This window comes from Agriterribacter sp. (genome assembly GCF_035497235.1).
Taxonomy (GTDB): domain Bacteria; phylum Bacteroidota; class Bacteroidia; order Chitinophagales; family Chitinophagaceae; genus Agriterribacter.
In genome coordinates this window covers 33,359-57,723 of the sequence record NZ_DATJEB010000003.1, presented here as the reverse complement: position 1 = coordinate 57,723, position 24,365 = coordinate 33,359, and the positions used below count along the sequence as shown (strand labels likewise).

The 24,365-nt window shown below is 44.0% G+C and carries 17 protein-coding genes; 10 read left to right on the top strand and 7 right to left on the bottom strand.

The annotated features are described in order from the left end of the window. The first annotated feature begins 272 nt into the window (after positions 1–272). Both VL121_RS00425 and VL121_RS00420 read left to right on the top strand, forming a co-directional pair. Positions 273–1,535 carry a Gfo/Idh/MocA family protein gene (locus tag VL121_RS00425; protein ID WP_325401002.1) on the top strand — a complete coding sequence of 421 codons (1,263 nt, stop codon included), beginning with the start codon at positions 273–275 and terminating at the stop codon, positions 1,533–1,535. 5 nt (positions 1,536–1,540) lie between these two features. Continuing rightward, positions 1,541–2,431: a sugar phosphate isomerase/epimerase family protein gene (locus VL121_RS00420; protein WP_152269533.1), complete on the top strand. Its 891-nt coding sequence runs from the start codon at positions 1,541–1,543 to the stop codon at positions 2,429–2,431. Positions 2,432–2,649: 218 nt separating this feature from the next. On the opposite strand, the gene VL121_RS00415 is transcribed toward VL121_RS00420, so the two are convergent. Continuing rightward, complete coding sequence (locus VL121_RS00415; protein WP_325401001.1) at positions 2,650–3,888, bottom strand: nucleoside recognition domain-containing protein; 1,239 nt, start codon at positions 3,886–3,888, stop codon at positions 2,650–2,652. A 378-nt stretch (positions 3,889–4,266) separates the two neighbouring features. Between VL121_RS00415 and ychF the strand changes: the two genes are divergently transcribed. Next, positions 4,267–5,370, top strand: a complete 1,104-nt coding sequence (gene ychF, locus VL121_RS00410; RefSeq protein WP_325401000.1) for a redox-regulated ATPase YchF — start codon at positions 4,267–4,269, stop codon at positions 5,368–5,370. Positions 5,371–5,407: 37 nt separating this feature from the next. On the opposite strand, the gene VL121_RS00405 is transcribed toward ychF, so the two are convergent. The 3 genes from VL121_RS00405 to VL121_RS00395 all read right to left on the bottom strand — a co-directional run bounded on the left by VL121_RS00405 (position 5,408) and on the right by VL121_RS00395 (position 11,714). Beyond that, positions 5,408–6,925, bottom strand: coding sequence for a sulfatase family protein (locus VL121_RS00405; RefSeq protein ID WP_325400999.1), 1,518 nt, complete (start codon positions 6,923–6,925; stop codon positions 5,408–5,410). A gap of 29 nt (positions 6,926–6,954) precedes the next feature. Next, the gene (locus VL121_RS00400; protein ID WP_325400998.1) at positions 6,955–8,439 is read right to left on the bottom strand and encodes a sulfatase family protein; all 1,485 of its coding nucleotides are present in this window, start codon (positions 8,437–8,439) and stop codon (positions 6,955–6,957) included. 362 nt (positions 8,440–8,801) lie between these two features. Next, on the bottom strand, positions 8,802–11,714 hold the full coding sequence (locus VL121_RS00395; RefSeq protein ID WP_325400997.1) for a TonB-dependent receptor: 2,913 nt from the start codon (positions 11,712–11,714) through the stop codon (positions 8,802–8,804). A gap of 433 nt (positions 11,715–12,147) precedes the next feature. Between VL121_RS00395 and VL121_RS00390 the strand changes: the two genes are divergently transcribed. The 7 genes from VL121_RS00390 to VL121_RS00360 all read left to right on the top strand — a co-directional run bounded on the left by VL121_RS00390 (position 12,148) and on the right by VL121_RS00360 (position 19,912). Then, the gene (locus tag VL121_RS00390) at positions 12,148–12,648 is read left to right on the top strand and encodes a hypothetical protein (protein ID WP_325400996.1); all 501 of its coding nucleotides are present in this window, start codon (positions 12,148–12,150) and stop codon (positions 12,646–12,648) included. Positions 12,649–12,677: 29 nt separating this feature from the next. After that, complete coding sequence (locus VL121_RS00385; RefSeq protein WP_325400995.1) at positions 12,678–16,298, top strand: Ig-like domain-containing protein; 3,621 nt, start codon at positions 12,678–12,680, stop codon at positions 16,296–16,298. 39 nt (positions 16,299–16,337) lie between these two features. Continuing rightward, a complete protein-coding gene (locus VL121_RS00380) occupies positions 16,338–16,574 on the top strand; it encodes a PID-CTERM protein-sorting domain-containing protein (RefSeq protein ID WP_325400994.1) in 237 nt (78 codons plus the stop codon). A 126-nt stretch (positions 16,575–16,700) separates the two neighbouring features. Next, positions 16,701–17,324, top strand: a complete 624-nt coding sequence (locus tag VL121_RS00375) for a hypothetical protein (protein ID WP_325400993.1) — start codon at positions 16,701–16,703, stop codon at positions 17,322–17,324. A gap of 225 nt (positions 17,325–17,549) precedes the next feature. Next, complete coding sequence (locus tag VL121_RS00370) at positions 17,550–18,479, top strand: phosphoribosylaminoimidazolesuccinocarboxamide synthase (protein ID WP_325400992.1); 930 nt, start codon at positions 17,550–17,552, stop codon at positions 18,477–18,479. Between the two features lie 5 nt (positions 18,480–18,484). After that, on the top strand, positions 18,485–19,621 hold the full coding sequence (locus tag VL121_RS00365) for a lactonase family protein (protein WP_325400991.1): 1,137 nt from the start codon (positions 18,485–18,487) through the stop codon (positions 19,619–19,621). A 111-nt stretch (positions 19,622–19,732) separates the two neighbouring features. Beyond that, positions 19,733–19,912, top strand: coding sequence for a four helix bundle protein (locus VL121_RS00360; protein WP_325400990.1), 180 nt, complete (start codon positions 19,733–19,735; stop codon positions 19,910–19,912). Between the two features lie 228 nt (positions 19,913–20,140). Here VL121_RS00360 and trhO read toward each other — a convergent pair whose 3' ends face one another. The 3 genes from trhO to VL121_RS00345 all read right to left on the bottom strand — a co-directional run bounded on the left by trhO (position 20,141) and on the right by VL121_RS00345 (position 24,352). Next, positions 20,141–21,181 (bottom strand): oxygen-dependent tRNA uridine(34) hydroxylase TrhO, encoded by a 1,041-nt coding sequence (trhO, locus tag VL121_RS00355; RefSeq protein ID WP_325400989.1) that lies wholly within the window; start codon positions 21,179–21,181, stop codon positions 20,141–20,143. A gap of 305 nt (positions 21,182–21,486) precedes the next feature. Next, complete coding sequence (locus VL121_RS00350; protein ID WP_325400988.1) at positions 21,487–23,949, bottom strand: DUF5686 and carboxypeptidase regulatory-like domain-containing protein; 2,463 nt, start codon at positions 23,947–23,949, stop codon at positions 21,487–21,489. A gap of 58 nt (positions 23,950–24,007) precedes the next feature. Continuing rightward, positions 24,008–24,352 (bottom strand): hypothetical protein, encoded by a 345-nt coding sequence (locus VL121_RS00345; RefSeq protein WP_325400987.1) that lies wholly within the window; start codon positions 24,350–24,352, stop codon positions 24,008–24,010. Between the last annotated feature and the right edge of the window lie 13 nt (positions 24,353–24,365).

Here is a 24,365-nt window from a genome sequence, read left to right as displayed (position 1 = left end):
GTTTTTCTTATTCTTTCTATTGTGATCCTTTGTTTCTACTGCGTCTATGTGTTTTTCCCTTCTTTGCAGGACGCATAGGATCATAGGCACATAGGTACACATAGTTTTTCTTATTCTTTCTATTGTGATCCTATGTTTCTACTGTGTCTATGTGTTTTTCCCTTCTTTGCAGGACGCATTTTCAGGAATAATATTTTATATTGCATTCTTATTAAAAATTATCATCCCCAATGAGCAATCAGAAAAGAAGGACCTTCCTCAAACTTTCGGGTATGGCAGTTACCGCAGGCGCTTTGCCATTCAATATTATTCATGCAACCCCCGGGTATAAAAAAAAGAATGCCGATACGCTTAAGGTAGGACTTATTGGCTGCGGAGGCCGTGGCAGCGGAGCAGCCAGCCAGGCTTTAACTGCCGATCCCAATGTAGTGCTGCACGCTATGGGAGATATATTTAGTGACCAGTTGGAAAAATCACTTAACAATCTCAAAGAAATACATGCCGATAAAGCGAATGTTAGTCCTGAACACCAGTACATTGGATTTGACGCTTACAAAAAAGTACTGGCATCGGGCGTGGATGTTGTGATATTGGCCACGCCTCCGGGATTCCGGCCTTTGCACCTGGAAGCGGCTGTAGAAGCCGGGAAACATATTTTCTGCGAAAAGCCTGCGGCCGTTGATGGCCCGGGCATCAGAAGGATACTGGCAGCCGTAAAAAGAGCAAAAGAAAAAAACGTGAGTATTGTTTCCGGGTTCTGCTGGCGTTTTCATGAACCCAAAAGAGCTACGTTTAAAAAAATTGTTGACGGTGCCATCGGTGATGTATCTGCCGTGTACAATACGTATAATACCGGCGCCACCTACAGAAGCTGGAAACCCGAAAATCCGCAGCTTCAATCGGCCGAATGGCAGTTAAGGAACTGGCCGTTTTTCAACTGGCTTTCGGGCGATCATATTGTAGAGCAGGCCGTACACAGCGTAGATATGATGAGTTGGGCCTTTGGCGACAAATTGCCTTTAAACGCCATAGGCACAGGCGGACGGCAGGTGAGAACAGCCCCGCAATACGGCCATATCTTCGATCATTTTGCTATCACTTACGAATACCCCGGTGACGCAAGAGGATATCATTTCAGCCGCCAGCAGGCCGGATGCCAGGGCGGTTACGCGGCAGAAGCCTGGGGTAATAAAGGGAAAGCCATTGCAGACTGCTCACGCAATTTTCATGAAATAAAAACAGGGAAAAAGGTGTGGACATACAATGGCCAGCAAAATGATATGTACCAAACAGAACACAATGAATTATTCGCCGCTATACGAAAGGGTAATACCATCAACCAGGGTGAAGCGCTTGCCAATAGTTCCATGATTGCCATAATGGGCAGAATGGCCGCTTATACCGGTAAAAAAATTACCTGGGAGGACGCATTGAATTCAACCGAACAGCTAGGCCCACCTGCAGACACGTATAGCTTTGACCTGGTAATACCCGTAGCTGAAGTAGCTATGCCAGGCATCACCCCATTCAAATAATGTTTATGCAAAGAAGAAACTTTATCAAAAACACCGCATTGTTTGCGGCGGCAACAACGATTGGCGTTCCTTCCATAGCAGAACCCAAAGCCCTGAAGCCTAAAATTAAAAAAAGCCTTAAGATTGAAATGGTGAAAGAAGGCAACACCATAATGGACAAATTTAGACTGCTGAAAGAACTGGGTTATGATGGTGTGGAATTGAGCTCACCACACAAATTTGACCATCGCGAAATATTAGAAGCAAAACAAAAAACAGGATTGGAAATTCCGGGGGTTGTAAATTCCCAGCATTGGAAATTACCCTTGTCGCATCCGGATCCTGCAATCCGGAAACAATGTTCTGATTCGGTTATTGAATCCCTGAATGATTGTAAAATGTATGGCGGCACAACCGTGTTGCTTGTAGCCGGTGTTGTAAATGAAAAGATCAGTTATGCCGATGCTTATAAACGCACCCAGGAAGAAATAAAGAAATTATTACCGCATGCTGAAAAAACCGGTATTAAAATAGCCATTGAAAATGTATGGAATAATTTCCTGATCAGCCCCATTGAAGCGGCAAGGTATGTAGATGAAATCAACCATCCTTTGCTGGGCTGGTATTTTGATATTGGTAATATATTGCGGTATGGCTGGCCCGAACACTGGATTGAAACCTTAGATAAACGCATTATGAAATTAGATGTGAAAGAATACAGCCGCAAAAAACAAAATGATGAAGGGCTGTGGAAAGGTTTTGATGTGGAGCTGATGGAAGGCGACAACAACTGGCCCGTAATCATAGAATCCCTTGAAAAAATTGGTTACAATGGCTGGGCCTCCGCGGAAGTGCCGGGCGGCGACAGGGAAAGGCTTAAAGTGATTATTGACCGGATGAATAAGATATTTGGTTGAGATTAAAATCCGGTCGGCACCCGAGGCAGGAGGGTCAGACCTCTTTTCAAAAAGCACCAAAAGACAAATTACAAGAAACAAATAAATCTCAAATCCAAAATCCGGTAGAAGCTATCGGCAATCAGCCGTCAGCTATCAGCAATACAAACCCGGAGTATTCCTCCTATGGTTAGTAGTTACTCACCTGGTGCCTGACTGCTGATAGACAGATTGCTTTTTTAATGAAAGAATAAATATCCCACAGCGATGGCGGTAATAACCCCGGCAAGATCGGCCAGTAACATTACGGGAATAGCGTACCTTGTATTTTTGATAGCAACCGCTCCAAAATAAACCGCCACCACATAAAAAGTGGTATCGCTGGTGCCCTGAAATATGCTGGAGAGCCTTCCAATAAACGAATCGGCGCCATGGGTATTCATCGCATCCACCATCATACCCCTGGCACCGGCACCACTCAACGGCTTCATTAATGCCGTAGGCAGCGCCTCCACGAAATCAGTATTCATACCCAGGAGCGTAAACAAATGACGAAACCCTTCTGTAATATAGCCAAATACACCTGAGTTGCGCAGTACACTTATAGCCACCAGCATGGCAATAAGATAGGGAATAATGCGGACAGCAATTTCAAATCCGCCTTTAGCGCCCTCCACAAAAGCATCAAACATATTTATTTTCTTTCTCCACCCACCCAATAAAAAAGCAAGGAAGATCAGTAAAATAATTCCACTGCTTAAGGTAGAAGAAAAAAGTTCAAGACTGCTTTGACTAAGCGTGGTAAGATACCATACAAGCGCTGCTATTAAAGCAGATATCCCTCCTATCCAGGCCAATATTACCGGCTGAAACAAACGGATCTTCTGCCGGAAAGACACGATCAGCAATGCCGCCATCGTTGCCGCAAACGTTACGATCATACAGGGAACAAATATATCGGTTGGATTGGCGGCAGGCACTTTTACGGAAGCACGCATGGCCATTACACTTACCGGTATTAATGTTAGCCCGCTGGCATGCAAAATTAAAAACATGAGCTGCGAATTGCTGGCTGTCTCTTTATTGGGATTAAGTTCCTGCAAACTTTCCATCGCCTTAATTCCGAAAGGTGTGGCGGCATTATCCAATCCCAGCAGGTTGGCAGAAAAGTTCATCATCATATGCCCCGTGGCCGGATGGTTTTTGGGTACTTCCGGAAACAGCTTTGAGAAAAAAGGCGCTACCAGCCGGGAAAGAAAATTTATAGCTCCTGCCTTTTCACCAATCTTCATAAAGCCCAGGAACAGCGACATAATGCCCACCAATTTCAGGGAAATATCAAAACCATCATTGGCCGCTTTGAATATTCCATCTACCAGCAACTTAAGGATTTCCATGTCTCCTAAAAAGGCCCACTTGATGAAGGCAATGACAAAAGCCAGCAAAAAAAAGGCCATCCATATGTAACTCAACGCCATAGTTGAAGATAAATGGTAAAACGTAAATAGCAAAAAATGATATGAGAGTTGCAGGTATCAGGGTTCAGGTTACAAGGAGCAGGGATGTGAGATGTGAATGGTGAGATGTGAATGGTGAGATGTGAATAGTGAATAGCACTTCCTAAAAACAGGCATTTATGATTCGGTTTTAAAATTTCCTGCTTCTTCCCTTCAGATTTAGAGCTTAAGGCTCCGGATTTGAAAATTCTTTCGGTTCTTGTTATTCGTCATTTGGTTCTTTTCATCGGGTTTAGCACTTTCAGCTCCGGATTTGAAAATTCCCTCCGTAATGCTACCTTTGCCGCCTTTAAAAAAGGCTGAAGCTAAACTAACCGGCCTTACAATTAAAAATAAAACATGGCATTACAAGCAGGTATCGTAGGGTTGCCCAATGTGGGAAAGTCAACTTTGTTCAACGCGTTAAGCAGCGCCAAAGCGCAGGCTGCCAATTTTCCGTTTTGCACTATTGAACCCAATGTGGGCGTAATTACCGTGCCCGATGAAAGACTGATAGAACTCGAAAAATTGGTAAAGCCACAGCGGGTAGTGCCCACTACTGTTGAAATTGTAGATATAGCCGGGCTGGTAAAAGGCGCCAGCAAAGGGGAAGGATTGGGTAACCAGTTCCTGGGCAATATCCGTAATACAGATGCCATTATTCATGTGCTGCGCTGCTTCGATGATGATAATGTAATACATGTGGACGGCAATGTAAACCCCGTAAGAGATAAGGAGATTATTGATACCGAACTGCAGTTAAAAGACTTAGATAGTGTAGAGAAAAAAATAAACCGTACTGAAAAAATTTCCCGCACCAGCGGAGATAAGGAACAGGTAAGAGGACTGGAAATTTTGCAGCAATTAAAACAACACCTGGAACAGGGGAAAAATGCAAGATCATTTAACGTAAGTAAAGAAGATAAGGAAAAATTTATTGCCGATACATTCTTACTCACGCTTAAGCCTGTTATTTATGTTTGTAATGTAGATGAGAAAAGTGTAATTACAGGAAATAAACATACCGCTGCCGTGCAGGAAATGGTAAAAGATGAAAGCGCCGAGATACTGTATGTTAGTGCCGCTATTGAAAGTGAAATAGCAGTTATGGAAAGCTTTGAAGACAGGCAGATGTTCCTGGAGGATATTGGATTAAAGGAGAGCGGGGTTACAAGGCTCATCCGCTCTACCTATCATTTACTGCACCTTATTACTTATTTTACAGCAGGCGTACAGGAAGTAAGAGCGTGGACCATTACCAGGGGCATGCTGGCGCCGCAGGCTGCCGGTGTAATACATACCGATTTCGAAAAAGGCTTTATCCGTGCGGAAGTGATCAAATACAATGACTTTATCCAGTACAAATCGGAGGCGGCATGCCGCGATGCCGGCAAATTAGCCGTCCAGGGAAAAGATTATGTAGTAGAAGACGGGGATATTATGCACTTCAGGTTTAATGTATGATGAGAAAGTGGTAAACAGTAAGTAGTGAGTGGTAAGTTTAGTTGCGTTTGCGTTCATTATCGCTCTGCCTGATGGTTTCCAGCAAGGCGGAAAGTTCTTTTACGAGCGATGGTTTTTTTACCGCAAGATTATTCTTTTCACCAATATCTTTTGAAAGATCATACAATTGCGGCTGCATGGCATTGCCCAGCTCAATATTCACATCATTATTTTTCGCGGCTCCGGATTTGGGTTCAATATATTTCCAATGCCCCTTTACAACAGAAAGCGCATTGGCCTGTTCAACAATATAAGGCCTGCCTTTTTTAGACTTACCGAGTAAAGCTCCAAGCATATCAAAACTATCTGTTGCCTCATCTTCTGCCAGCGATTGCTTCGTAAGCGCCGCAAAGGAAGCCAGCATATCCACCTGGCTGAACAAGGCATCTGATACTGTTCCTGCAGCTATAGCAGCCGGCCATCTCACTATAAGCGGCACCCTTGTTCCGGCCTCAAAGGCACTGTATTTTCCACCCCGCAAATTCCCGTAAGGGCGATGACCGTTGAGCTTTTGAACAGCGTTATCCTGGTAGCCGTCATCCACTACCGGCCCATTATCACTACTGAAAATTACAATGGTGTTCTCCGATAGGCCAAGGCTATCAAGCGTTCGGGTAATTTGCCCTGCTGTAGCATCTAATTGCAGGATCACATCGCCCCTGGCGCCCATGCTGCTTTGCCCCGCAAACCTACTATGCGGTGTTCGCGGCACATGAATATCATGTGTTGTTAACAGCAGGAAAAAAGGCCGGGACCGGTGTTCAATAATAAATTGCTTTGAGCGCTCCGTGAGTACATCCGCTATGTCTTCATCTTTCCATAAGGCGTTGTTGCCGCCGGTCATATAGCCGATACGGCTAATGCCGTTTATGATCGTTTGATCATGACCGTGAGAGGGCTTCAGTTTCAGCAGTTCAGGGTGATCTTTACCCGTAGGCCAGTCTCCCACCTTTTCTTTATAGCTCACCTGTATAGGATCGGCCGGATTGAGCCCCACTACATGATGATTCTCTACATATACGCAGGGAACTCTGTCAACCGTGGCGGGTAAAATAAAAGAATAGTCGAATCCAATTTCCCTGGGACCAGGTTTTATTTCACCATTCCAGTCCGGGCCTTCGGGGCCGCCCAGTCCTAAATGCCATTTACCTACGATGGCTGTTTGATAGCCTGCTTTTTTAAGAACAGCGGGGAGTGTGATCTTGTCAACCGGTATAATCAGCGAAGCATTACCAGGGGCTATGCCAGTTCCTTTTTTCCGCCAGGCATAGGTACCTGTCATTAATGAAAACCTTGAAGGCGTGCAGGTGGCTGAAGTGGCATACGCATTGGTAAAACGAAGTCCTTGTTTGGCCAGCCTGTCAATATTGGGTGTCTGGATTTGCGTAGCGCCATAACAACTCAGGTCACCATAACCCAGATCATCGGCATAAATGAATACTATATTCGGGTGTTGCTGAGCAAACATACCTTTCAATAAAAAGACTGCCACTACAAGGAAAATGCTTTTTTTCATCTGTCGCTTTTTTATGCAGAGAGAAAGATTTAATTCAATTGTACAACAGCGGCCGTTCTTCTACCCTCTCCTTTTATGCCCGTAAGATCATCACCCAGTTCTTTTCTATACCGGTCAGCTATCGTACTCAGTTGTTCTACCACTTCAGGATGTTGTGTTTTTACATCCAATGTTTCGCCAGGGTCTGTACGCAGGTCGTACAAAGCCAGGTGAACAGTATCACTTGCATACTTACCCGGCCAGCCATCGTTGCCCATCATCGTTTTTTTATAGGTTTGTGAAATACACGGGAAAACCAGTTTCCATTGCCCTACCCTGATGCCCTTCAAATTATTTGCATCGTAGTAGTATACAAATTCATTCCTTGGATCAGCTTCATTTTTATGCTGCATTAACGGCAATATATTTACACCGTCAATTTTACGGGCTGGTAGTTTGGCTTTACATATATCTGCAATAGTGGGCAGCAGATCAATGGTGGAAGCAATATTGTTACAGATGGTTCCGGCCGGTATAACTGCAGGCCAACGCATGATGCAGGGTACTCTTTGTCCGCCCTCCCATGCGGTTCCTTTCCCTTCCCGTAGCCCGGCCGTATTGCCGGCATGATTACCAAAAGTGAGCCAGGGGCCATTATCGCTGGTAAAAACAACCAGGGTATTCTTTGTCAATCCCTGTTCTTCGAGGGTATGCACAATTTCGCCAACCGACCAGTCTACTTCTTCTATCATATCGCCAAACAATCCGGCACCACTTTTTCCTTTAAATGCCGGGGATGCGGCAATGGGCACATGCGGCATGGAATGCGCGAAATACAGAAAAAAAGGATGTGCTTTGTTTTGTTTTATAAATCGTTTAGCCCTTTCCGTATACAAGCCGGTTAACGCCGCCTGGTCATCTAAGGTTTTAATTTCCCTTACTTTTTTATTGCCATCCATCAAAGGCAGCGGCGGGTAACGGAATTTCCGGTCGGCCGTATCCGTTATGGGTTTCCCATCGTAATTCACCGGCCACATGTCATTGGAGTAAGGAAGTCCGAGCCATTCATCAAAACCCTGTTGCAGCGGGAAGAAGGGTTCTTTTTGACCCAGGTGCCATTTGCCCACCATACCGGTCTTGTATCCTTTGGCTTTCAACAATTCCGCCATCGTTTCTTCCTGGGGGTTTAGCGCTACTGTACTCCAGGGAAAAAGCGCGCCGTTAATACCGATCCGGTTGGGATAGCAACCCGTAAGCAGTGCGGCCCTTGAAGCGCTGCAAACGGCCTGGGCAGCATAAAAATTAGTAAAGCGCATACCCTGTACCGCAAGTTTATTGATATGGGGTGTATGGTAGGGAAATCCACCGTAACATTCCAGGTCGCCATAGCCCATATCATCCATAAAAATGATAATGATATTGGGTTGCGCATTGTTATATTGAGCAGAACCCGTAAAGGATTTGAAGCCAAATGTAAACGGCACCATCAATACAAGAAATATCAAAAACGCAGAAGAGATGAAACGCCTGTTCATAATTTTTTGATTTGGATGAAAAATAGAATGGCTATCCGCCATTTTAATTCATATGCACCAAATGCACGGATAAATGTATCAAAATACATCAAATATTCGTACACTGGTGGCTATTTTAAGTTGTATTCGTCAATCAGCCAGCCTGCTCACCACTAAAATTCGTGGCATATAACACTACAAAGTTTCTATTGTATGCAAAAGCAGTCCGTCATTAAAGATATGACTCCGGATTAATCTAAATTGAAAATAGAGAAAGTAGGGCGTGATATGTTTAACCCTATCAATAAAAATAAACCCCAACGCCATTTATGTGAGGCGCCGGGGCTTTTTTTAGTGTGTGTTTTTTTAAATAACGCTGCAGTTTAAAAAACATTGTAGGCAAAGCTCACATAATACAATCCCCCTATTTCAGGGTTACCAAATCCGTTCATATAATATTTATTGAGCACATTGGTAGCGCCCAGCTTAACCAGCGAACCGATAGCCGGAAACCGGTAACCTATCATAGCATCCATGGTAAAAAAAGAAGGAACCGTACCGGTTGCAAAATCGCCTTCCCACAAAAAATCGGTTTGCCAGCGGCCCGTAACATTCAATACTACACGTTTATTTTTTCCAAAACCGGTATGCCCCACGCCAAAATTGATACGGTGATCAGGCGTATTAAAATTGGCGATAAAATCGGCAGGTACATCACCCAGTTCATCGTGAAAATAATTGGCAAAAACAGAAAGCCCGCCGCTTAAGCGATAATCCAGCCCTATGCCATAACCGGAGGTTTTTACTTTAATGGGATCAATTTTTACATTCCCGCCGCCGGAAGAAGACATGGTGGCCGCGTTTTCTACAATGGAGTATATCTGGTTTTGCTGGGGAGCAACCTGCCGCGCTACCAGTGTTCTTCCTATAAAATTGTCGTATTCGCCGGTATAGTAATATATATCAACCAATAATTTTTTTGCAATCAGCCCTTTATATCCTATCTCATAAGAAGCAACGCTTTCCGGTTTTAGTTCCCGTGGATTATAAGTACCCAGTGGCTGCGCGTTATTATCCAAACGTACTGATGTTTGAGCGTTCAGGTTGGGCCCGGGCCTCCCGCCGGGAAGGCTGGCATCGTGTATCCAGGGTAATCCGCCTATCAAAAATTGTCCGCCGCCTATTTCCAGGTTGATGTATTGCTGCTGTGTGGAAGGGAAGCGGTACGCGGTTTGATAGCTCAGGCGAACATTATGATCATCGGCTAATTTCACTACAGCCGATGCCCTGGGCGTGAACCGTCCTTTAAAGTTATCGTTTTTATCATAGCGCCCTGAAACGCTTAAAGTTAAACGATCCTTCATTAGCTTTTTGGTAAGCTGGCCGTAAGCGCCGTATTCGTTAATAGCAATAGGCCCATCATAGTCAATGAACAAAGTGCCTTTTGAATTGAGGATGTATTGTTTCCATGAAGCCCCAACCACCAATTCAATAAAAGGAATGACGTCTTTAAAATTATATTGCCCTTCCGTCATCCACAGGTCGCTGCGGTCTAAGAATAAGCCACCGGCCGGTATAGGTGTAGAGCGCACCTGGTTGAACAATTGCTTAAACTGCACGGAACCTGCTGCAGGCATACCCTGGTCGGCAAATGCCCGTGCCGCAGTGTGTGCGGCGGCCTCATCGGCTCCTGCTCCCCTGGCCTGCACAAAAGCGGCTACATATTCCGGGAACCATTGTGTGCTGGGCTTCCATGCTTCATTTAACCGGCGGGCGGTGATAGTTGCATTATAGGCTTCTCCCGCGTCTTCCTGCGTGGTATAGCCGCGTACAAACCAGCTTTTACTGCGCAGTTCCAGCTTATACTGACCTATTTTGGCATCTTTTAAAGAATACCTGTCGCTTCCGGTATACACGGTGCTTCCGGTTCCAAAATAGCCGGTTAATGAAGCTTCCAGGTCTGAGGTTATCTTATACTGCAGGCTTCCCGTTAATTTAAAGTTTATTGTATTCGGGTTCACCATATCACTTTCAGCATATCCCGTGCGCGATGCGCTGGCCTCGGGAATGATATTATTTCTCAACCCAAAATAAAACGGCACCATATTGGTAACCGGGCCTTGTAAAGCCGCGGGCAGGCTGCTAATAAAACCTCCGATTTGAGCTGGGGTTGCATTGGGAGGCAATGCCGCATTCATGATCTGAACAATATCTACCGTACCACCTGTTGCAGCCAGCACGCCCTGTTGTGTTTGCCCCTGCACTAATTGGGCAAGGCTCTTCATACTTAATCCATTGTCGCGCATATTGGTTTCATCGCCATATACATTTATACCATCGTAATTAGGGTCTGTTTGCCGGTTACCGGGTAATGTTTTACGTGTAAGCCGGTCATAATCCTGCGTACTGCTGGCAATCCAGTCTTTGGCCTGCACCAACTGAAAACCCATTTTAAAGGCAAATTTATTATTAAAGGCTTTAGCCCAGCGTGCAGACCAGTCGTTATACCAGCCGGGTTGGCCGCGCTGCCGCTTGTCTACATGATTCATACCTGTTTTGATCTGGAAGCTCAATCCCTGGTATTTAAAGGGATCTTTACTATTGATCAGCAATGTTCCGTTCACGCCGCCCGATCCGTATAATGCCGATGAAGCACCGGGTAACAATTCCATATTATCAACATCCAGCTCAGTAAGCCCTGTAAAATTCCCTACGGGAAAATTAAGTCCGGGCGCCTGGTTATCCATTCCGTCAACCAACTGGTTAAGGCGGGTATTACCGGAGAAATTAAATCCGCGCGTACTCGGTGTTTTAAAGGTGAGCGATGAGGTAGTAACGTCAACACCCTTTAGCTGGGCTACCATATCGTAGTAGCTGGTGGCGGGTGTATTGCGGATATTGGCTGCGCTTACTCTTTCAATGGTTACCGGCGACTCCATCGCTTTTGTAGCCGTTCGGGTAGCGGCAATCACTATCTCTTCTCCCAATACTGAGGAAGGCGTAAGTTCCGCTTCAACAGGATCCGTTCCGGTAACCTGCAGTTCTTTTGTTTCGAAACCAATAGATGAAAAGACCAGGGTTAGTGGTAATGATTGGCTGGTAGTTAATTTAAAATTGCCACGCGAATCCGTAAAAGTGCCTTCCGTAGTGCCTTTGATGATTACGGAAACGGCACTTACAAACTCCTTGCTGGCACTGTTTTTAACAGCGCCGGATAGGGTATGGCTTTGCGAAAAGGAGTTGAGGGAAGATAATAATAATAGTAAAGCCGCGGAGAAACGGTATGTTTTTTTCATAATAAGCAAATTGAGTTAAAGATGTTAGCGGCAAATTAACGATTGTTAGTATAGTATAAAAGTTTTAGCGCCTCTTTTACGGTAACAAAAGAAAGGACTAAATGATATCACTAAAATATAAACAGCATTTTTTAATAAAATTAGTTCCCTGAAAATTTCATTTTGTAAAAAAAAATTTCTACGTTTAACCCGGCTTTGAATCTGTACCCCCGTTAAATTCCGCTTACTTTACTCCACATTATTATTAAGTATATAGTACCTATACTTAATGTTCTATTTTAAAATCATATCCAAAAGTTTTTTTCAATCATTCAGCCCTGCCTGTAAATAGCTATGTAAACCCGGTTTACTCCCCAGTATGCTATGTCCTTCCTCCAATATGTAATGCATAACCAGCCTGTAAGAATGACCATTTAACTTTAATAAATGCTTTATGAAAGTTTTTTTTGAGCATGCTGTTATTATGCCCTCCGCTCTGTATTACAGCCTGAAGGTTAAAACTTTACTGATCATCGTTATTGTATTACTTTCTCCCATTCTGTATGCATCCGGTAACAACCACAACTATCCACTGTCTTCAGCGGAGCAGTACCTGAACTGGCAACACAATAAAACAGTAGGAGGCGTAGAACTTTACTACGCTATATCGCTATGTAAAGGCGGCAGCGCGGTATTCCTGAAAATGAACAATAAGAACAGGTACCCGGTGGAAGTATCATGGAAAGAAGTTTTCGAAACGCAGGCAGAAAAGGCTGCCGAAGGTTACGGCGGAGTGAAAAAAATAATTGTTCAACCCGGTGAAATATTTGAGTCTGATTGTGATAACCCCACCCATAAAGTATTGGTGGTTCCTGCGGGAAATGCCATACCTACCTATATAGCAGTTATTTCAAATTTCAATTATAAAGATGTAACCGTAAATAAAGCCAATTAAAAATTCTATCACCAACAATCCCAGCATGTATGAAACAATTTCACTTTCTTTCGTCTTTGGAAAAAGGCTTTTTACCATTCTGCTTCTCTCTCTTTTTAAGCACTTTTTTCATTGCTGCCAACGCCCAGGCACCCGACAGTAAGGGTAAAGACTTCTGGCTTGCCTTCCCGGGCAATTACAGTCCAGGTACACTCTCTTTTTTTATTAGCGGGGATGAAAGCACTACAGGTACGGTTTCCGCTCCCGGAACAGGCTTTAGTATAAATTTTACCGTTACACCCGGCACGGTAACTACCGTTACGTTGCCTACCGGTACACTCGAACTGAATGCCTCAAACGTGATAGAGAATAAAGGTATTCATATTGTGGCCGGTAAAGAAGTTACGGTATACGGATTGAACAGGTACCAGGCTACCACCGATGCTTACCTGGCGCTGCCTACAGACATTCTGGGTACTTCTTATATCAATCTCGGTTATAAAAATACCAACATCGTTAACAGCACGCAGTTTGGGATTGTAGCCACGCAAAATGCAACCACCGTTACTATTACACCAACGGTTACCACTAATGGAAGGCTTGCAGGCATACCTTATACTATTACGCTTAACCAGGGACAAACCTATCTTCTACGCAATACAGATGCAGCCCCACAGGATCTTTCCGGTACGCTGATTACCTCCAATAAACCCATAGCTGTATTTGGTGGTATGCAGTGCGCTAATATTCCCATGGGGTATGTAGCCTGCGATCACATTATAGAGCAACTTCCCCCTGCCACTGCATGGGGTAAAAACTTCATTTCCGTTCCGCTAAAAACACGAACTAAAGGTGATACGTTTCGTTTCCTGGCATCGGCCAATAACACAACAGTAGAAGTAAATGGTTCTATTGTTGCTACTTTAAATAAAGGACAATTGTTCGAAACCATCCTTACTACAGCATCCCAGATCAAATCCAACAATCCCATCCTGGTTGCACAGTATTCCAATAGCAGCAGCTTTGACGGCGTTACATCTGATCCTTTTATGATGCTGATAACCCCCTATGAACAGTTTCTCGGAAACTATACTTTTTCCACTCCTGCATCGGGTTTTAGCGGCAATTATGTAAATGTAGTGGCACCGGCCGCAGCAGTGGGAACATTAAAGTTAGATGGTGTGGTTATACCAGCCGCTTCATTTTCACCTATTGGAACTACCGGGTTCAGGGGGGCACAATTGAATATCTCCCTGGGTTCGCATACGATCAATGGCTCCAATCTTCCTTTCGGAATTTTTGTTTACGGGTATGACAGCTATGATTCTTACGGGTATCCGGGTGGTCAGTCATTGGCCCCGGTTGCCAGCGTAACCAATTTAAGTATTACCCCATTAACCGGCACGGGCGCGGTGGGTACAGAACATTGTCTTGAAGCTTTGGTAAAAGATCAGTTCAATAACCCATTGGTAGGCGTTCGTGTAGACTTTACGATCACAGGTGCTAACCCGGGCAGTACCGGCTTTGCCAATACGAACGCAAGCGGGATAGCTAAATTCTGCTATACCGGCGCCAATGCAGGTGATGATAATATAGTTGCCTCCGTAGGGACCATTTCTGCGCCTGCTAAATTTACATGGACAAAAACCGCAAGCAACATATATTATTCCAAAGCGGCGGGCAATTTGCATGATGTGCTTACCTGGGGCGTAAACCTTGATGGAAGCGGAACCAATCCAACAGATTTTGGGGAAGGCAAGATATTTAACCTGGCCAACCGTGCCGGTTCCTATACCATGACCGGCAACTGGACGGTATACGGCACGCTCAACAATCCATCGGGCAGTCAGTTAAAGATAAACGGGTATACTTTATCCATTACTACCTTAACCGGTACGGGAACCTTAACCGGCTCTACTGCATCAAATCTTTCTATTATCGGCGCCAATGGCGGCAGTCCGGGTAACCTGAACTTTACGGCAGGCGCCGGCAGCAGCTTAAAAACATTCACGCTAAACCGCACCGGAACAGGCGCTTCAGCCACTATTGGTACGGCATTAAATATTTATGACGTACTGATGATTACAAACGGAATACTGAATACAGCCAATAAACTAACATTAAAGAGCAATGCAACCAATACGGCACGTGTGGCGCCCATAGGCGGAAGCATCAGCGGCAATGTTACGGTTGAACGCTATATACCCGCACGCAGGGCATGGAGACTTATTAATGCACCCGTAAGCGGTAATCAAACCGTTAACCAGGCATGGCAGGAAGGCGTAACAACTGCATCGGCTAATCCTAACCCTGCACCAGGTTACGGTACTTACGTAACAGTAGGTACAGTAGCCAATGGGTTTGATCAGAATATACTGGGTCAAAGTACTTCATCACTGAAAAGCTTTACTGCCACCGGCGCCCTTCAGGTCGTTACCAACACAAAAACAGCAACGGTTGCCAATAAGCCTTACTTCCTGTTTGTAAGAGGAGACAGAAGTCTTACGATGAAAGACAATACAGTTCCGGCTAACAATACAACACTTCGTGCGAGCGGGCCATTGCTGACCGGTAACCAAACTATACCTGTTGGTGCTTCAGGCTTTACAGCGGTAGCCAATCCGTTTGCATCACCCATCAATTTTGCAACCATTACCAGAACCAATGTGAAGAACAGCTTCTATGTATGGGATCCCAAAATGGGTGGCACTTATGGTGTAGGCGCTTATGTAAATATCAGTTACAATGGTACAGGTTACGATGTAACGCCGGCTTCGGTAAGTCCCGAAAGCCAGTATATCCAGTCTGGTCAGGGTTTCCTGGTACAATCTACAGGAGCAGCCGGAAGCATCATGATCAAAGAATCCGATAAATCGGCCACCCCTGCACAAAATGTTTTCCGTAAAGGCGATGATGGTACGGATGTTCCGCTGTTTGCCCCGGCCAGAAACGCGCAGGGATTAAGGATCAACCTGCAAACCATCAATGATTCCGGAACAAATATCTTAGATGAAGTATTCACTTCTTACAGTCGCAATTTCTCCAGCGGCATTGATGATATGGATGCCATTAAGATGCCCAACGTGCTTGAGAACCTGGCCATCATACGTCAGGGGCAATCGCTGATGGTAGACAGAAGGTCACCGGTAAGTGAGCATGGCGATACGCTTTACCTTAATCTTTCTAATACAACGCAAAGAAGCTATATCCTGGAGTTCAATCCCATTGATCTTACGGATGTGGTTTCGGCTACTATTGAAGATAATTATCTGCACACTTCTACAACAATAAGCACATCGGAAATATCGCAGGTATATTTCCAGGTTAATTCCGATGCGGCTTCCGCAAACTGCGACCGGTTTAAAGTGGTGCTTTCAACCAGGAAAGCATTTACCAATGCCGGTGTATTGGGTAAATCGCTGATCAAAGCTTACCCCAACCCGGTTATCAATGGTAATGTAAACCTGCAGTTTGAAAATGCAGCAGCAGGCATGTACAGCTTAGAGCTGGTGAACAGTGCGGGCCAGGTAGTATTGCGCAGGAATATTCAGCATGCCGGTGGCAGCCTTACCCAGCAGCTTAACCTGGAAAGAAAATTGCCTGCCGGCATTTACCAGTTAAGGATAACCGGAAAAGATACGCGTACCATTATTAAACTTTTGAACAAATAAACCTGTAACCACTTTTTTAATTCTTATAAAACGTTTATTATGAAACTACAACCCCTTTTGACAACTGCAGTTTTGACCATTGTATGCTTTGTAATGTATATTCCTTCCCTGTTAGCCCAGTTACCGGGCGATCCGGGAACAGACCCTGATGAAATACCTCTTGACGGAGGTTTAAGCCTGCTGATTGCCGCAGGTGTTGCCTATGGAGCAAAGAAAGCATACGACAAAAGGAAAAAAGAACCGAAAGCACAGGATGACTTAAAAAAGGTTGAATAAGTTGTAGAGCTATTCTATATATCAAATGCCGGTTACTTTGAGGAGCGTTGTCGCCTGACATATGCTTCAAAGTAACTGGCTATTATGGTGTATACCCTTTTATTCACTGAAAATCGCAAAAAACTTATGCTCGTTTTCATCAAATCCGTAAGCAGGGAAATAAACCGCTATTTTGATTTCTCCTTTCTTCTAAAGTTCATTGCATTATTTGCGCTGTTCTATTATACCAATATGTTTTTTGTTGATCTTACCCTACCCGGGAAACTATACAATGCCTGGTTTGTTGAGCACTTAAATTATATTAACTGGATCACCGGGAGCATTATGCATACGGCCAACCTGATGACACAGGCAATTGGATTGGATACCCATGTTGTTAACACCAGGTATCTTGTAGTGCCCGGCGGGCACAGCCTTTTTATGAACTGGCAGTGCGTAGGGCTGGGCATATTCAGTTTTTGGACCGCTTTTGTGCTTGCCAACAGCATGAGCTGGAAGAAAAAAATCAAATGGGGCATGGGGGGATTTCTGGCCATTTGGTTCCTTAACTGCTGCCGCACTGCCTTGCTGATGATTGCGCTTGAAAACAACTGGAAAGAATGGAAACAGGGATGGAAGCACGGAAGAACACTTGACCACCACGACCTGTTCAATTATGGCTGCTATATAGTAATACTGGGCATGATCTGGTTCTTCTACAAGAAGTTTAAAAATAAGGAGTTTAATGAAGATGCCGGCAAAACAGCGTGATAACAGGCAACGTTGTATTTGCTTTATCACAGCATGAACTGGCAGCTATTGGAATGTCTAAACTTATGCATGAGGTTAATAAAAGTAAAAAGGCAAGCTGTTCAGAAATAATGGAAAAGAGATTTATAAAATCTTCCCGTAGTGAATAGCCACAAGTTAAGCATCCACCGCAAGGATTTAGCTGTACTGAGTTGGACATATCGAACCTGCTGTTTACTTTCGCGTATGGGCAAATTTTCGTTTCCGCAACAAACCGCTTTTTACAAAGGCAAAGTACGTGATGTATATACCATTGGCAATGGCCTCCTGGTTATGATTGCCAGTGACCGTATTTCCGCATTTGATGTTATTCTTCCCCGTGCTATACCCTATAAGGGACAGGTACTGAATCAAATTGCCGCCCGCATGCTGGAAGCAACAGCCGATATTTGTCCGAACTGGCTGCTGGCGGTACCTGCACCCAATGTTGCTATAGGCAAAAAATGTATTCCTTTTACATTAGAAATGGTAGTCAGGGGCCACCTGGTAGGACATGCCTGGCGCACATACAGCAGTGGCCAAAGAATATTATGCGGTGTGCCGCTTCCCGAAGGATTAAAAGAAAACGACCCGTTTCCCACCCCCATTATAACACCGGCTACAAAGGCCGAACAGGGGCATGATGAAGATATTTCCAAAACAGAAATTATTGCAAAGGGGCTGGCAACAGAGGAGGAATGGAACACACTGGCTTCCTATACTTTACAGCTATTTGAGAGAGGAAAAGTCATTGCCGCGAAGCAGGGACTGATACTGGCTGATACCAAATACGAGTTTGGAAAAATAGGCGATACCATTTACCTGATGGATGAAATACACACGCCCGATTCATCAAGATATTTTTATGCTGATGGATTTGAGGAAAGACAGCAAAAAGGAGAACGCCAGAAACAACTGAGTAAAGAATTTGTGCGGGAATGGCTGATTGCCAATAACTTTATGGGCAAAGAAGGACAAACCGTTCCGGATATGAGTGATGAATGGGTACAAACCATCAGCAACAGGTATATTGAATTATTTGAAAAAGTAACCGGCGAAAAGTTTAAACCGGAAATGTTGAGTGAGGAAGAAACCTACAACCGGGTTGTAAAGGGACTGGAAGAACTAAATATGTGATTATTATGCAAATAAAATCTACCGCATTAACTATTTTATTATCCGCTTTATTTTTTACCGGCATGACACAATCCAACCCCCTGCATTATCTTATTACCGGCACTTATACCGGTGGCAAAAGTGAAGGCATTTATGTATTTGAGTTCAACAGCAGTGACGGAAGCTATAAAGCCGTCAGCCATATTAAAACCTCCAACCCGTCTTTCCTGGCAGTTTCGCCCGATGAAAAATTTGTTTACGCCACAAATGAGAACGGGAACAATGATAACGGCGGTGAAGTGAGCGCTTTTTCATTCAATAAAAAAACAGGTACACTCACTGCAATCAACAAACAATTGTCCGGCGGCGATGCGCCCTGTTATATCCAGGTAGACAAAACAGGCAAATGGATAATTGCCGGCAATTACAGCAGTGGAACACTCTCCGTACTGCCCGTAAGCGCATCCGGCGAATTGGGCAAAGCCACTACTACCATACAGCACAGGGGTTCCGGTGTAAACAAAGAAAGACAGGCAAAGCCGCATGTACACTGTACTATACTTTCGAAGGATAATAAATGGTTATTTGTACCCGACCTGGGTATTGATAAGGTAATGATCTATGCTTTCGATTCAAAAACGGGCAAGCTGAAGCCCGCACTGCAGCCCTATGCTAAAATAAAGGACGGTGGCGGACCAAGGCACCTTACTTTTCATCCCAATAACCAATACGCCTACCTGGTGGAAGAAATGGGCGGCGCGGTAGATGTATTTCAATACAGTAACGGAAAACTAAAACCTATACAGCATATTGCTTCGGTGCAGGCTAATGACACAGGCTTTATTGGCAGCGCCGACATACATGTAAGCGCTGATGGAAAATTTTTATACGCTTCCAACCGGGGCGGATTCAATACCATTGCTATCTATACCATTAACCAGGAGAACGGAATGCTTACTTTAGCCGGGCACCAGTCATCCCTCGGAGAAATCCCCCGGAATTTTAGTATTGATCCTTCAGGCAATTATTTATTAGCCGCCAACCAGGAAAGCGACAATATTGTGATCTTTAAAAGAGACGCGCAAACAGGGTTGCTAACAGATACGGGTAACCGCATTGAAGTGGGCAAGCCGGTTTGTTTGAAATGGATTGGAAAGGAGTAAAGCGGTTACAAGTTGCAAGTTGCAGGGAGGGGTTGCAGATTACAGGGTGCAAGGTGCAGGGAAATACACAATACAACCAAAATGTTTGTTTTGTATTTGAAATATTTAACCATGAAAAATTGCCATGATCTGCAGATATATGCAGAATCAAAACAATTGGCAATTGACATTCATAAGATCACGTTGACGTTGCCAAAATTTGAATTGTATGAGGAAGGCTCCCAAATAAGACGTTCTTCAAAATCCGTAACATCAACAATAGTAGAAGGCTACGGCAGAAGAAAATCATAAAGCAGATTTTCTTAAATACCTTATATACGCTCATGCCGAATGTGGTGAGACCATGATTTATTTAGATTTTTTTTGAAACGCATTCACTAATGGATAAAGATGTTTAGGATGAATTAAAAGCCGTTATGAAGCTTTGAGCAAAAAGGTAAACAGGTATATGCAATGGGCTATCCAAAATCTTAATGAATTTCCCCGAACCCTGTAACCTGAAACCTGTAACCTGTAACCTTACCCTCTCTCCCACAGCCTGGGTCTAAGCCTTGCTTTAGCTTTATTAAAAATATGCCGTCCCTTATCTATTCCTTTGCGCAATTGTCTTTGTTCCTCCAACGGAAGCTGGTATACCGTACTGCATTCCACGCTGCAGCAGCCATGATATTTTTCTGCGCATTCTTTGCATTGAATAAAAAGCAAATGGCAGCCGTCATTTTTACAATTGGTATGGGTATCGCAGGATTTTCCGCATTGATGGCAATGGGCGATAACATCTTCGGTTATGCGTTCTCCCAAACGGTCATCAAACACGAAATTCTTCCCGGTGAATTTACTTTCTAAGTTGCGCTCTTTTATCTCTCTTGCGTAATTAATGATACCGCCTTCGAGGTGAAATACATTTTCAAAGCCGTTGTGCAGCATATAAGCGCTTGCCTTTTCGCAGCGGATGCCCCCGGTGCAATACATGATTATGTTCTTGTCTTTATAAGGTTGCATCATTTCAACTGCCATGGGCAATTGTTCCCTGAATGTATCGCTGGGTACTTCTATCGCATTTTCAAAATGACCCACTTCATATTCGTAATGATTGCGCATATCAATGATGATGGTATCCGAATCCTCCGCCAAAATATTCAGTTTTTCTGCATCCACATATTTCCCTTTTTTGCTCATATCAAAATCCGGATCAGAAATACCATCCGCTACGATCTTTTCCCTGATCTTTATTTTTAATACCCAGAAAGATTTTCCGTCATCATCCACGGCAATATTCAAACGCACATCTTCCAAACCCGCTACGGAATACAAATAAGTACGAAATGCATCAAAGTGCGACTGCGGCACACTTACCTGCGCATTAATGCCTTCGTGAGCTACATATATGCGGCCAAATACTTTTAAAGCATCCAGTGCCTTATACAATTCATCCCTGAACTGCTGCGGGTCATTTACTCTAAAATACCTGTAAAAGGAAAGGGTGGTGCGGGGTGCTGTTTCCTGAAGCATAAGCTGCTTCAGTTCCTTTTGAGAAACGCGATTGTGTAATACTGCCATAATGATTGAAATTTTATATCCCGGCTACGAGGCGGAATGGATCGTTTGCATGACGAACAAAACTTCTTAAACGGCGCAAAGATAGGGAGAGTTTGGAAGTTTGGGGTTTCCAGTTCCAGGTTACAGGATACAAGTTGCAGGGTACAAGTTATAGCTGCAATCAGCTATCAGCCTTCAGCAGTCTGCCAAAGTGTACTAACAAGGGCTATCAAGACACTATTCATTCGTCTCACCTTTCTCATTTCACGTCTCCCGTTTCACCTTTCTTTCACTTCTCACTTCTTACCACTTACTACTCTCTTCACTCAATTTCCTCCCAATGCTCCCCTGAAACCAATGCGAAGCCCGGAACTCTGAAATCCCTGGTTGCCTAAACCCCATATATAATCAATCCTTATAATTTTAAGAATGTTTTCTATACCGCCAAAGGCTTCATAATAATAATTATTTTTATTCACCACAAACGCATTAGCGCCACCTATAAGATGCAGGTTGAGCGTTTTAATAAAAGGTATTTTATTGGTGAGAAATCCGTTAAAATGATGCTCCACATTCAATGTAGCATACAGGCTTTCGGTGGTAGAGCGGGCATAATAAGGCGCCAACTGAAAACTGTTGAGGTATTCTGTAGCAACAAGCATCTGGTTACCATTAAAATGCTGGTAATCGGGTATCTCCAGCCTGCGGGTATTAAAAAAGCCGCCTACTGAAATGTTATAATCAAACATACCTGCCAGCTTTACATTAATATCATCCTTTACAGAAAATTTCCAGCGGTCATAATCTACATCACTGCCCAGTACGCCACTTATACCTTTAGCGTAACTTACAGTAAACATTGGATATTTGGAGCCCAGGTTAATTTTCCGTTCGGGCAACTGTATATACTTAGTGCCGGGCCGGTAACTAACGGTAAATGCCGCAAACAAAGCCTGGTGCGGTTGAAAATTTCCTGAAACAAGTTCTACCGGGTAGTTGGGTGTTCGCCTGTCAATATTTTTGGCTTTACCCCAATAGGTATCATCTGTATTCGCTAATGGAATTCTGTCCTGGTAACCGATATTGGCTTTTATAGTGGTACCCTCTCCCACCCCTCTTGTATATACTATTTCTGCAAACCCCGCCTCATAAATTTTCAAATAGTTACTTCCAAAAAGCAGGGTATTGTAAGAATTAACGATGGGCTTTACCGGGTTATCATTGTTGATTTGAAATATTTTTTTACCTCCTGCAAGCGCAATCGAATTTATACGCCCTTTTCCGAAAGTATACCGCGTAGCCACATCGGCATTCAGGTGCCGGTTGGTAAATCCGTAACGCACTGTGGGCGTAATGGAAACAGACCGGTTTGCTGTAAAATTCCTGGAATAGGTTGGACCCAAATTGATATTAAATCCTTCTACCGTATTGAAATTGGTTATTTCAATTAATGGCGGATAGCTGAACGATGATTTTTTGCTTTGCCTGTTGAATGTTTGTCCGAAAAGCAAAATACCCGCAGGAGTAAACCTGTTCTTTCTCCTGTCAACTGAATCAAGGTACCGGGGATCACGCCGTACGATCTCCAGGCTGTCTTTTTTCAGGTAATCCATTATTTCATCATCCAAAAGCGGTACCGGCCGAACGGTATCCCAGTAAGTGCGTGGTTTTTTATTAGACGCGGTATCATATGCAAGAATGATATTGCTGAAGAAATTTTTTTCGAACTTCGGATCAAGCGTATAATCCGAATACACGGTAATGAAGCTTCCTTTGGCATCAAACCCAAACATTTTAACCGCGGGATACACTACCTGGCTGTGAATCATCCACACTTCTTTGGTAACGGGTACGTACAGGTGCTCAATACGCAATGTGTCGGCCAGCTCCATCTGCGATTTTTTGGTAAGCAGCAGGTTCACGCTATGAATGCGCCACTCATCCTCAACAATATTGATATAACCGCTGAACAGGGGTTCATAAGTCCGTTTGGGCGTAACTTTTATATGATTGATCAGCCTTCCGTTTTCGGTAAAGCTGCCCATGAATTTATAATGGTAGAAATTAAGGGCATTTTCTGCAATGGGAGAAATAAAGCCACGCGGATTAAGCGCGTTACTGATTTGTATATTATTATCGTAAAAAGTAACGTATCGCGGACTCCCGAATCCAAAACCTTCCGTCTGGCCGCTTACCCTGGTGGAAGTAACTTCTACTTTTTCCTTTTCGGGTTTCTGAAACGAATAGGTAGCAATAGTTTCGGAGAGGTAGATCATTTTATTTTTCCCCGTATCGCCGTCTGCAAAATCAACTTTTTGTCCAAATATGGTTGCAGGATAATCCTGCAGCCTGAGCTGCCCCTTGATGTACACCTGGCATTGAAAAGCATTTACCTGGTTTTTATAAAAGGATCGCTTTTTTATAGCCTGGCGGATAATTTCATAGGCGGGATCTTCCGCGCCATCGCCGATAACAATTTCCTTTAACGTGAGTTCCTGCAAAAGAAGTGTAAAATCAATTTGCAAAGATTGTTGCGCTACTGTAACTTCCTTCTCCGCCATCTTATATCCCACATGCATGCATTGCAGCACATAGCTGCCTGCAGGAAGGTTCAATATATACTTCCCCTCATTATTAGCCGTAGTACCCAGTATGCCACCTTTAACTATTACCGAAGCAAATGGAAGGAGATTCCCGTTATTGTCTTTTACTATTCCCATAACAGGAACAGCCAGCGCAAGCAAACGAAAACCGGTAAGAAAAATAATAAGGAGCGAAAATTTTTTCATGTAACAACATTCCGTGACGAAAATAAGGCTTTGCACGTAAATGAAATTACAAAACCATTCAGAACAGCCGGCGGAGCAGGGAACCGCTGAGCGCCGAAAATGCCGCTACCAACCCCCCAATCAAAGCCGTTAAACCAACCAGCAATAACGGACTGTCGGCTTTTATTACCAGCACGGCAATTTTATGCGCAAGCAAATGATCATTGGCTGCGCTGATCCACCAGGCGAGTGCGCCCCACAGCAACAAAAGCGCAAGAAAGCCGGTTATAAAGGCCAGGTAAGGCTTTTGAATGATAATGACGGGTATTAAAAAAGATACAATCGCAATGCTCCACCACGGAAGGTACAAGCAGGCTACAAAACTCAGCAATGCGGTTAGTATAATGGAAACTATAAACTTCATGTTGTTGATTGTT

Bases quoted from the DNA above. Each gene is read 5' to 3' on its own strand.
- VL121_RS00425 (WP_325401002.1), top strand. From the start codon at position 273: ATGGCAGTTACCGCAGGCGCTTTGCCATTCAATATTATTCATGCAACC.
- VL121_RS00420 (WP_152269533.1), top strand. From the start codon at position 1,541: ATGCAAAGAAGAAACTTTATCAAAAACACCGCATTGTTTGCGGCGGCA.
- VL121_RS00415 (WP_325401001.1), bottom strand. From the start codon at position 3,888: ATGGCGTTGAGTTACATATGGATGGCCTTTTTTTTGCTGGCTTTTGTC.
- ychF (WP_325401000.1), top strand. From the start codon at position 4,267: ATGGCATTACAAGCAGGTATCGTAGGGTTGCCCAATGTGGGAAAGTCA.
- VL121_RS00405 (WP_325400999.1), bottom strand. From the start codon at position 6,925: ATGAAAAAAAGCATTTTCCTTGTAGTGGCAGTCTTTTTATTGAAAGGT.
- VL121_RS00400 (WP_325400998.1), bottom strand. From the start codon at position 8,439: ATGAACAGGCGTTTCATCTCTTCTGCGTTTTTGATATTTCTTGTATTG.
- VL121_RS00395 (WP_325400997.1), bottom strand. From the start codon at position 11,714: ATGAAAAAAACATACCGTTTCTCCGCGGCTTTACTATTATTATTATCT.
- VL121_RS00390 (WP_325400996.1), top strand. From the start codon at position 12,148: ATGAAAGTTTTTTTTGAGCATGCTGTTATTATGCCCTCCGCTCTGTAT.
- VL121_RS00385 (WP_325400995.1), top strand. From the start codon at position 12,678: ATGAAACAATTTCACTTTCTTTCGTCTTTGGAAAAAGGCTTTTTACCA.
- VL121_RS00380 (WP_325400994.1), top strand. From the start codon at position 16,338: ATGAAACTACAACCCCTTTTGACAACTGCAGTTTTGACCATTGTATGC.
- VL121_RS00375 (WP_325400993.1), top strand. From the start codon at position 16,701: ATGCTCGTTTTCATCAAATCCGTAAGCAGGGAAATAAACCGCTATTTT.
- VL121_RS00370 (WP_325400992.1), top strand. From the start codon at position 17,550: ATGGGCAAATTTTCGTTTCCGCAACAAACCGCTTTTTACAAAGGCAAA.
- VL121_RS00365 (WP_325400991.1), top strand. From the start codon at position 18,485: ATGCAAATAAAATCTACCGCATTAACTATTTTATTATCCGCTTTATTT.
- VL121_RS00360 (WP_325400990.1), top strand. From the start codon at position 19,733: ATGAAAAATTGCCATGATCTGCAGATATATGCAGAATCAAAACAATTG.
- trhO (WP_325400989.1), bottom strand. From the start codon at position 21,181: ATGGCAGTATTACACAATCGCGTTTCTCAAAAGGAACTGAAGCAGCTT.
- VL121_RS00350 (WP_325400988.1), bottom strand. From the start codon at position 23,949: ATGAAAAAATTTTCGCTCCTTATTATTTTTCTTACCGGTTTTCGTTTG.
- VL121_RS00345 (WP_325400987.1), bottom strand. From the start codon at position 24,352: ATGAAGTTTATAGTTTCCATTATACTAACCGCATTGCTGAGTTTTGTA.